The organism is Parafilimonas sp. (assembly GCF_047606085.1).
GTDB lineage: Bacteria > Bacteroidota > Bacteroidia > Chitinophagales > Chitinophagaceae > Parafilimonas.
The window spans coordinates 55942-66624 of record NZ_JASGEX010000060.1 but is presented as its reverse complement, the minus strand read 5'-3'; the positions used below and the strand labels follow the sequence as shown (position 1 = coordinate 66624).

Sequence of the window (10683 nt, the reverse complement as noted above, 5' to 3'; positions counted from 1 at the left end):
TTTGTTATCAATTTGTTTCGCAACAACTAAATAACTTAACTATATCCTTTGTTTTAACATGTGTGCGTAACAGTCAGGCTTTTCCCCAATAATAAAACTTATCCACACTTATTCATGCAACAAAGCCTACTAAAATTATCAAAACACAAACTAATCATTTTATATTATCAATTGTAGCTTATGTAAAATTTGAATGGTTGAAACAAAGAACAGGCTATAACCATTTTGCTATGAAATCAAAAATCTATTTGGCAGCTCAACAGGCTGCCTATGATCTAAAAAAAATATCCACACCGCTTGCCGCATAAAAGACTTTTAATAAAACTTTTTTGCGTAAGGTGAGCTTAATAAAACATAAACCATTTAATTACTGATGAAATACAAACTGTTTACTTTTTTTTTAATGGTGGTATTAACCAATTATAAGGTTGTGGCTGCCCAGGAGAAAACTATCCCTGAACAGATAAGCCTGCATACATTTAATCCTTCTACATTGTTATGGTACGATAAGCCGGCGGCCAAATGGGAAGATGCTTTGCCTGTTGGCAACGGGCGGCTTGGGGCTATGGTATTCGGCACTACGGATGAAGAAACCATACAATTCAACGAAGATACCTATTGGTCCGGCGGGCCATACTCTACCGTTGTTAAAGGCGGCTATAAATCTTTGCCCGAAATTCAAAAGCTGGTGCGGGACGGTGAATACCTTAAAGCACATACCCTTTTTGGCAGGGAGCTAATGGGTTATCCGGTAGAACAGCAGAAATATCAGTCACTCGCAGAATTACATATTTTTTTGCCCGAAAAAGATATCAGTAATTATAAGCGCTGGCTTAATCTTGAAACAGCTATTACCGGCGTTTCGTATAAAATCGGGAATGTTCAGTTAAAAGAAGAGATATTTGTGTCGGCCCCCGGGCAGGTAATAGCAATGCGCTTTACTGCTGATAAAAAGAAAAGTATATCGTTCAAAGCAGTTTTACGTGGTGTAAGAAACCAGGCACATTCCAATTATGCGACAGATTATTTCAGGATGGATGGTTTAGGCAATGACGGCCTGGTTCTTACAGGCAAGTCAGCCGATTATATGGGTGTTGAAGGAAAACTCCGGTACGAAGCCCGTATTAAAGCAGTGGCTGAAGGCGGGAAGGTTTCAGTTGAAGATGGTGAGCTGATTGTTTCCAATGCAGATGCCGTTACCCTTTACTTTACAGCAGCTACCAATTTTGTGAACTATAAAGATGTAAGCGGCGATCAGCATAAACGTGCAAAAAATTATATGGCTGCTGTTGCAGGTAAAACCTATCAATCTATACTGCAGGAACATCTTTCAGATTATACAAACCTGTTCAACAGGGTAGAAGTGAAACTGCCGGTTACAGGGCTGTCTTACCTGCCTACAGATATACGAAAAGCGCGTAACCCCGATGAGCCGGATCCTTCTTTATCGGCACTGGCTTACCAGTTTGGCCGTTACCTGCTGATCACCTCATCCCGTCCCGGTACAGAGCCTGCCAATCTCCAGGGAATATGGAACAATAGCCAAAACCCCATGTGGGATTCCAAATACACTACCAATGTAAACACGGAGATGAACTATTGGATAGTAGAGTCTGCCAACTTATCAGAGTGTGCAGAACCATTAACCCGCATGGTAAAGGAATTGACAGACCAGGGGGCACAGGTTGCAAAAGAACATTATGGCTGCCGCGGCTGGGTATTTCATCAAAACACTGATTTATGGCGGGTAGCCGCACCTATGGATGGCCCTACCTGGGGAACATTTACTGTTGGCGGCGCCTGGCTGTGTACCCATTTGTGGGAGCATTACCTCTTTACACAGGATACGGCTTATCTAAAGGATATTTATCCTGTACTAAAAGGCGCTGTACAATTTTTTGCTGATTTTCTAACCCCGGATGCCAGCGGTAAATGGCTCGTAACAAACCCTTCCACTTCGCCCGAAAACTTCCCGGCACGTTCTGGCAACGGCCGTTATTTTGATGAAGTAACCGGTTCTTTTCTTCCGGGCACTTCTATTTGCGCCGGTTCGGCAATTGATATGGAAATCCTCAGTGACCTTTTTAAATATTATATCTCCGCCACCGGCATATTGAATACAGATGCTGATTTTGCAAAGCAGGTAGCTGGCCTGCGCAATAAACTTATGCCCCCGCAAATAAGCAAGGACGGAACATTACAGGAATGGGCGGAAGACTGGCCGCAGAGCGAATATCCGCACCGGCACATTTCGCATTTGTACGGCTTATATCCCGGCGATGTTTTTTCCCTGAAAAGCACACCGCAATGGATAGATGCCTGCCGTAAAAGCCTGTTGCAGCGGGGCGATGGTTCTGCCGAATGGGCAAGGCCCTGGAAAGCTGCCATGTGGGCACGCCTGCAGGACGGCGATCATGCTTACCGAATCATAAAAGGTTATTACAAAGAAGCTTCCAACCCGCAGTTTTTTGGAAATGCCGGTTTCCCCGTACAGGTAGATGGGCCATTGGGTATTTCTGCCGCAATCAGCGAAATGTTAATACAGTCGCAGGACAGTGTTATAAACCTGTTGCCTGCTTTACCGAAGGACTGGGATGACGGTAATGTAAAAGGGCTGAAAGCCCGCGGTGGATTTGAGCTTGATTTTAGCTGGGAGAATGGGAAAGCAAATATGGTGCAGATGAAATCGCTGGCAGGAAAAGTGTGTAGCGTGCAGGAAAAGCCAGGTTATACATTCGGGGTATATACTGCCTCTGGTAAAAAGGTAAAAACCCGTAAAACTGCCGATGATATACTGCATTTTGAAACGGAGAAAGGGGAAACCTATCAGCTTAAAATACAATAATGAAGGGGCATTATGCGGTACGATAGACATTGGTCAGCTTTTTTCAGATACTGATATAATGGCTCATGATTAATGCAGCCATTGCATTTATTGTTCGTTATTTTTTGCATCATCCTTCTTCTTCTGCGAACGTGATTTATAATAAAGCACATCCGCTTTTTCAACAGTTATCAATCCCCGCAGCCCATCTTTCGGGCAGCAGGCCAACAACTTCTGCGAATGCATTTATTTTATCATCGCGGCCCACAACTTCTATTATAATGGGAAGGTCTTGCGATATCTCAATCAGTTTTGCAGTGTGAATGTGCGAAGACGCCCCAAAAGACATAATGCCACGGAGCACAGTGCAACCCGCAAGGCCCAGTTTTCTCGCCTCAAATAAGATTTCTCATACAATGGCTGATGCCCGATTTTATCTCCTTTACCGATAAATATGCGCAGCAGTTTTGAATCATACCTGAGTTCCATAATCAGAAAATTAATTTGATGAATACAATACCGGCATGAACGGCGCCGAAGCCAATTACCACGCTCAGTAATACATACAACAGAGCATAAAAGAACTCCCCGTCGAGCACCATACTTACATTTTCATAGGCAAACGAAGAAAATGTGGTAAACCCGCCGCATATTCCCGTAGCAAGGAAAAGCCTGACTTCAGGCGTAAGCAAAGTGCCTTTACCAGATAACTCATATACGAGGCCGATAACAAAACAGCCGGTAATATTTACGATTAAAGTGCCGAGCGGAATGGAGGAAGGATAATTGTTTTGTACAAATTGTTGCAATAAGTACCTGCAGATACCGCCTATAAAACTGCCTATCCCTATTAATAATAAATTCCTGTACATAGCAACAAAGTTATTGAACCATGAACAGGAGTCATCAGCTTTTTACGGCGGTTAAAGGCGAACTCCATCGCCTGTGATTGTCAAAAATAGCTTGTTTAAATATAGTAATCAAACAAGTTGTTACAATTATTTTGTAATAATTCTTAGGTGACGATAAATGTGAGTAGTGAGCGGCCGGTTGTGAGTAATTCACCACCTGCGAAAATTTGAAATACACCCCCTTCAGCTTTCCGGCCCTGCAGGCTTTGATTTATAAGAAATGAAAATATTCTTTTGCATTATTAAAGCATATATCCTGTATAATCTTTCCCGTCCATGCCATATCATTTGGCAGTTCGCCGCTTTCTATTTCTTCACCAAAAATATTGCACAATATCCTCCTGAAATATTCATGCCTGGGATAAGAAAGAAAACTTCTGGAATCGGTAATCATGCCCACAAAGCGGCTCAGCAGGCTCATGTTAGACAGGGCATTAATTTGTTTGGTCATGCCATCTTTCTGGTCAAGAAACCACCAGCCGGAACCCCATTGTATCTTGCCGGCCACAGAACCATCGTTATAGTTGCCTATCATGGTTGCCATCACTTCGTTATCGGCAGGGTTAAGATTATAAATGATTGTTTTTGCAAGCTTGTTGTTTTCATCAAGCCTGGTTAAAAATCTGGCAAGCGCTTCGGCCTGCGGGAAATCACCTATTGAATCCCAGCCTGTATCGGGGCCAAGCTGTGCAAGCAATCTCTTATTGTTGTTGCGCAAGGCGCCGAGATGGTATTGCTGTACCCATCCTTTTTCCCAGTCCCATTCAGCAAAAAACAATAGCATGGCGCTTTGAAATTTGCGCTGGTCTTCTTCGCTTATTTGCCTGCCGGCCCTCAGTTCCAAAAAAATAGTTTTTATATCCATCATGGTAAACTCGTCTGCCTGCACTTTTTCAAGGCCGTGGTCGCTTACCCTGCAACCCATCGCTGCAAAAAAATCATGGCGCTTTTTTAATGCATCGAGGTAAGTTCTAATATCTGATATTTCTGTATCAGCCACCGTTGCGAGTTTATTTACATACGCATTAAAAGCATTCACATTGGCAACGGCCATTGCCTTATCAGGCCTGAATGCGGGGAATATTTTTACGGAAAACCCTTCATCGCTTACCTGTTTATGAAACCGCAGGTCATCCACCGGGTCATCGGTGGTGCAAACAATTTGCACATTCATTTTTTTCAATAACCCGCGTGTTGAAAATTCCTTTGATGCCAGCAATGCATTTGCCTCATCATACACTTTTTTTGCCGAGTGCCGGTTTAGTATGGTATCAATATTAAAATAACGCTGCAGCTCCAGGTGCGTCCAGTGATATAAAGGATTGCGCAGCGTATATGGAACCGTTGCTGCCCATTGTTCAAATTTCTCCCGGTCGCTGCCGTTGCCTGTTATAAATTTTTCATTAACGCCATTGGTGCGCATGGCCCGCCATTTGTAATGATCGCCATACAGCCATGCATGCGTAAGGTTATTGAAATTGATGTTTTCCGCTATTTCCTGCGGTGGAAGATGGCAATGGTAATCTATTACAGGCATCTTTTTCGCATAATCATGGTACAACAGTTTCGAGGTTTCTGTTGCCAGTAAAAAATCCTTGTCTAAAAAATGTTTCATTTTTAAATATGATTGTTGCAAACAATCTTCCCATACCGGCCGTTAATTGCGCATACAGCCTGCTATAATCTTTTCACCGGCAATCAACTTTCAGAATTTAAGCAGGGAAGGAAAAAATTATTCAGGGCAATACTACATACATAATTAAACAAACGCTTTGAACAGCTTGTGTTTTTTTTACGCAAACGTTTTCTACAACAAACAGATTGGCCGGTTTACCATCGCAGGCAGGATACATCGCTGTTTTTTCATTCAAATCATTATCTTAGAAGCGCTGCTTTAGTTCAGGGCAGGCATAAAGATTTTATTTAAACCACCTCGTATAAACCAAAACAATACACATGAAGCATGCACTTTTATTATTACTCCTCCTTCCTGTTGCAACTATTGCACAACTGCCGTCCATCGCCGTTAAAACAAAAGGGCTTAAACGTACAGACGGCTTTATACCTTTTTATATGGATGAAGCCAATAACAAAATATACCTTGAAATAAATAAGCCCGACAGTGAACTACTTTACCTTACTTCTTTGCCGGCAGGCCTGGGGTCAAACGACATTGGCCTGGACAGGGGCTTGACAGGAGATCAGCGCATTGTAAAATTCACCCGCACAGGCAATAAGGTTTTACTGGTGCAGCCTAATTACAGCTATCGCGCCGTAACAGACGACAAAGCGGAACAACGCGCCGTAGAGCAATCTTTCGCCCAATCTGTTTTATGGGGCTTTACTGTGGAAGCCGAAACCGGTAAAGCTTTTTTAATTGATGCCTCCGCCTTCTTTCTCCGCGATGCCATGCAGGCGGCCAATCGTATTCGCAATATGAACCAGGGCAGCTATAACATAAGCCCTTCGCGCTGCGCATTATATCTTCCTTACACAAAAAATTTTCCGCTCAACACAGAAATTGAAGCAACCATAACGTTCACCAATGAAGATGGCAAAACAGGCAATTATGTAAATGCGGTAACACCCTCGCCCGAAGCCATTACGCTGCGCATGCACCATTCATTTGTTCAGTTGCCCGACAATAATTATAAGCCCCGTGCATTCGATCCGCGTTCATCGTTTTTCAACATCAGCTACGCCGATTACAGCACACCGGTTTCAGAGCCCATACAGAAATATTTTATATGCCGCCACCGTCTTCAAAAGAAAAACCCCGGTGCGGCCATAAGCGAGGTGGTAAAGCCGATTGTTTATTATGTTGACAATGGCACGCCCGAGCCCATTCGCAGTGCACTGGTAGAAGGGGCAGGCTGGTGGGCCCAGGCTTTTGAAGCGGCAGGGTTTAAGAATGCTTTCATTGTAAAAGTATTGCCCGACAGTGCAGACCCTATGGATGCGCGCTATAATGTGATTAACTGGGTACACCGCGCCACACGAGGCTGGAGCTATGGCGCCGGCATTGTTGACCCGAGAACAGGCGAGATCATTAAAGGACAGGTTACGCTGGGCTCATTAAGGGTAAGGCAGGATTATCTTATTGCCGAAGGCTTACTGGCGCCATACAAAAACGGCACGCCGGCAGACGATAAAATGATGAAGATGGCTTTGGCGCGCCTGCGCCAGCTGGCGGCGCACGAAACCGGGCATACCCTGGGCCTGATGCATAACTATTCAGCCAGCACCGTTAACCGTTCCAGCGTAATGGATTATCCTTCCCCCCTTGCCACCATCAACAGCAGCGGCGATATTGACCTGAGCGATGCTTATGATAATAAGATTGGCGACTGGGATAAAGTTTCTATCGCCTGGGGCTATGGCGATTTTCCTTCAACGGCAAACGAAAAAGATACGCTCAACAGCATACTGGCAAATGCCTATAACAGCGGGCTGCGCTTTCTTACTGACCAGGATGCAAGGCCTGCAGGTGCTGCCAGCAGCTATGCCGACCTTTGGGATAATGGCAACGACGTAATTGATGGCCTTGATAATGTAATAAAAGTGCGCGCCAAAGCCCTGCAGCAGTTTGGCGAAAACAATATCAAAACCGGCACGCCGATGGCCATGCTGGAAGATGTGCTGGTACCTGTATATTTTTACCATCGCTATCAGTTGGAAGCCGTAACAAAAATAATTGGCGGCCTTGATTACACCTATGCTTTGCGTGGCGACGGGCAGCAGGCCACAACGCCTGTTTCCAAAGAAGAACAGCTCCGTGCCATGAAGGGCATCATTGCCTGCATCAATCCGCAATTCCTTGAATTGCCACAGAAGATCGTTGACATGATACCGCCCCGGCCTGCCGGCTATATTGATTCAAGGGAGCTGTTTACCAAACGCACCGGCCTGCCTTTTGATGCTTTATCGCCGGCAGAAACCGCAGCCGATTTCCCGCTCTCCTTTTTATTCAATGCCCAGCGCATCAGCCGCATGGAGCAGTACGGGGCAACCGGCGGGCTGAGCGTTTCTGATATGATAACCATGTTGATGGACAGCACCTGGAAAGCGCCCCGCAAAAACGGCCAGCAGGCATTGATACAGCGGCAAACAGAACAGGTGCTGCTTACTTACCTGCTTGCTTTAAGTGTGGATGACAAAGCAGGCTTTGCTGCACAGGCAGATGCGGTGAAGGCCCTGAAAGACCTGGAGGCTTTTATACAGGAACAACAAAAAACAAGTAAAGACGATGCCTGCCTGGCGCATCTTGCACTTGCATTGCAGAGAATGAAAAATCCGCAGGCCGCCAAGCCAACCCTGCGGGAAGACATGCCACCCGGCGCCCCCATTGGATGCGACTGGGATGATTAAGCGTTTTGCGGAAAACAGGGATTTGGCAAAAAGCGCTAAAAACCAACATAGCCTGCAAATGACCGATGGCTGTGCAGGAAATGTTTTTTTACATTCGCTGAAAATTATTTGTTATGATACGCAATCATGAAATTGATTATACAATTTTTGGTGAAGAATTACAGTATGTGGAAGTAGAGCTTGACCCCGGCGAAACAGCGGTGGCAGAGCCCGGCGCTTTTATGATGATGGATGATGGCATTAGCATGCAAACCATTTTTGGCGATGGCAGCCAGCAGCAGGATAACAGTTTGATGGGAAAGTTATTCAGTGCGGGCAAACGCATGCTGGTGGGCGAAAATTTATTTATGACCGCTTTTACCAACGCATCGCAGGGCAAAAAGCATGTAAGCTTTGCCGCGCCTTATACAGGCAAAATAGTGGCGCTTGATCTTTATAGTCTGGGCGGAAAAATAATTGCACAGAAAGATGCTTTTTTATGTGCTGCCAAAGGCGTGAGCATTGGCATTGAATTTCAGCGCAGGCTGGGCACAGGCTTATTTGGCGGCGAAGGTTTTATTATGGAAAAGATTGAGGGCGATGGCATGGCTTTTTTACATGCCGGCGGCTTTGTTCAGGAAAAGGAATTAATGCCCGGTGAAACATTAAAAATTGATACAGGCTGCATCGTAGGTTTTACCGGCAGCGTTGATTACGACATACAGTTTATCGGCGGTATCAAGAACACCATATTTGGCGGCGAAGGCTTATTCTTTGCAGTGCTGCGCGGGCCGGGCAAAGTGTGGATACAATCATTGCCCATCAGCAGGCTGGCTTCCCGCATACTGGCGTATGGCACGTATAAACGCAAGGAAGAAGGCAGCATCCTGGGAAGGTTTGGCAATATGCTTGATGGTGATGGATATTGATCAGGCGTCCGAAAGTCCGGAAGAAAATCATCTTTACTGACCTTCGGGACTTTACTGGCTTTCCCGTTTAAATTCACTCTACTATGAGCGCAACGGCAAAACATATTACGGTTAAGGGCAAAGTACAGGGTGTATTCTTCAGAAAATACACCAAACAAAAAGCAACGGAGCTCGGTTTGAAGGGCTGGGTAAAAAACACAAAAGAAGGCAGTGTTGAAATATTAGCCCAAGGAGATGCAAATGCCGTTAATGCATTAATTGAATGGTGCTATCAAGGCTCTCCAAAATCCAGTGTAGAAAAAGTGGAAAGCTGTAATGCGGAAGCTGACACAAACCTTACAGGTTTTTCAGTGCATTACTACTAACCCTGTTGCACAGCAAATAGTATTATCGTGTACGCTCTTTCTAAAAAAGCAGCGGCGTTAAATAACTCCCTTCAGGGCCTGGGCTTTTCCGTCCCAACCTCCTTGTATAATCCCGCCGCCAATCACATCATCGCCTTCATAGAAAACGGCGCTCTGGCCGGGCGCAATGCTCTTTACATGATCGTAAAAACGAACGCGGATGCGGCTGCCATCGTTATACAAATTACTCAGCGCGCCTTTATCCTTATAACGGATTTTGGTAAAGGCTTCCCTCCCATCTTCAATGCCATCGTATTTAAGCCAGTTCATGTTAGCCACCGTCATTTCGGTTTGCTGCAAATCTTCTTCCTCACCCAGCACCACTGTATTGGTCGCAGGTTCAATCGCTGTTACGTAAACGGGCCTGCCCAGTGCAATATCCAAACCTTTGCGCTGCCCGATGGTATAAAAAGGATAACCCTTATGCTTGCCTAGTTTCAAACCATTCTTATCAACAAACCAGCCGCCGCTCACTTCTGCTTCAAGGCCCTGAACGCGGTGTTTTAAAAAGCCCCGGTAGTCGTTATCCGGCACAAAACAAATTTCATAGCTCTCGGTTTTTTTGGCCAGTTCAGGATAGCCATAATCATGCGCCATCTGCCGTATTTCTGTTTTACGATATTTTCCCAATGGAAGAATGGTGCGGCTTAATAAATCCTGCTGCAAACCCCATAGCACATAGCTCTGGTCTTTCCCTTCATCCAAACCTTTGCTTATATAAAACCTGCCGTTTTCATGCTGATGAATATTGGCATAATGGCCGGTGGCAATAAAATCACATCCCAGTGCATCGGCGCGCTTCAGTAAAGCGCGCCACTTAATATGCGTATTGCACATTACACAAGGATTGGGCGTTCGGCCGGCGAGGTATTCTTCCACAAAATTGTCAATAACAAAATCGCCGAACTCTTCGCGTATATCCAAAATAAAATGCGGAAAACCATTTTGCACGGCCGCAGCGCGGGCATCGTTAAAACTGTCGAGGTTACAGCAACCTGTTTCTTTGCTGCTGGCGCCGCTGCTGGCATAATCCCATGTTTTCATGGTGATGCCCACCACTTCATATCCTTCACTATGAAGCATCAGCGCTGTAACGGTACTGTCAATACCGCCGCTCATTGCAACTAAAACTTTTCCTTTCCTGCTCATATTGCCCCCATCCCCGCCGCGGCGGGAGTTTTACAAAATTTAAAAGACCGCAAATATACGATGGTTTAAAAAGATGCAACGGATTTTGGAGGATGCAGGTTTGATTGCCGGGTTTTTAG

At 45.2% G+C, this 10683-nt stretch carries 8 protein-coding genes and 1 riboswitch; of the genes, 4 read left to right on the top strand and 4 right to left on the bottom strand.

Features of this window, described 5'->3' with window-relative positions; genetic code table 11:
- Positions 1–373 precede the first annotated feature (373 nt).
- A complete protein-coding gene (locus QM629_RS05520) occupies positions 374–2845 on the top strand; it encodes a glycosyl hydrolase family 95 catalytic domain-containing protein (protein ID WP_415158024.1) in 2472 nt (823 codons plus the stop codon).
- 160 nt (positions 2846–3005) lie between these two features.
- On the opposite strand, the gene QM629_RS05515 is transcribed toward QM629_RS05520, so the two are convergent.
- The 3 genes from QM629_RS05515 to uxaC form a co-directional block, all read right to left on the bottom strand.
- Positions 3006–3230 (bottom strand): DUF190 domain-containing protein, encoded by a 225-nt coding sequence (locus QM629_RS05515; RefSeq protein WP_415158026.1) that lies wholly within the window; start codon positions 3228–3230, stop codon positions 3006–3008.
- A gap of 85 nt (positions 3231–3315) precedes the next feature.
- Entirely contained in the window at positions 3316–3696 is a 381-nt protein-coding gene (gene crcB, locus QM629_RS05510; RefSeq protein WP_415158022.1) for a fluoride efflux transporter CrcB, read from the bottom strand.
- 18 nt (positions 3697–3714) lie between these two features.
- A riboswitch (Fluoride riboswitch) is annotated at positions 3715–3777 on the bottom strand.
- Between the two features lie 169 nt (positions 3778–3946).
- Complete coding sequence (gene uxaC, locus QM629_RS05505) at positions 3947–5350, bottom strand: glucuronate isomerase (protein ID WP_415158020.1); 1404 nt, start codon at positions 5348–5350, stop codon at positions 3947–3949.
- 341 nt (positions 5351–5691) lie between these two features.
- On the opposite strand from uxaC, the gene QM629_RS05500 reads away from it, so the two are divergent.
- From QM629_RS05500 to QM629_RS05490, 3 genes are all read left to right on the top strand, one after another.
- Positions 5692–8103 (top strand): zinc-dependent metalloprotease, encoded by a 2412-nt coding sequence (locus tag QM629_RS05500; RefSeq protein WP_415158018.1) that lies wholly within the window; start codon positions 5692–5694, stop codon positions 8101–8103.
- A gap of 113 nt (positions 8104–8216) precedes the next feature.
- On the top strand, positions 8217–9011 hold the full coding sequence (locus tag QM629_RS05495; RefSeq protein WP_415158016.1) for a TIGR00266 family protein: 795 nt from the start codon (positions 8217–8219) through the stop codon (positions 9009–9011).
- Positions 9012–9094: 83 nt separating this feature from the next.
- Positions 9095–9376 carry an acylphosphatase gene (locus QM629_RS05490; protein ID WP_415158014.1) on the top strand — a complete coding sequence of 94 codons (282 nt, stop codon included), beginning with the start codon at positions 9095–9097 and terminating at the stop codon, positions 9374–9376.
- A gap of 57 nt (positions 9377–9433) precedes the next feature.
- Here QM629_RS05490 and mnmA read toward each other — a convergent pair whose 3' ends face one another.
- Positions 9434–10564 (bottom strand): tRNA 2-thiouridine(34) synthase MnmA, encoded by a 1131-nt coding sequence (gene mnmA, locus QM629_RS05485; protein WP_415158012.1) that lies wholly within the window; start codon positions 10562–10564, stop codon positions 9434–9436.
- Between the last annotated feature and the right edge of the window lie 119 nt (positions 10565–10683).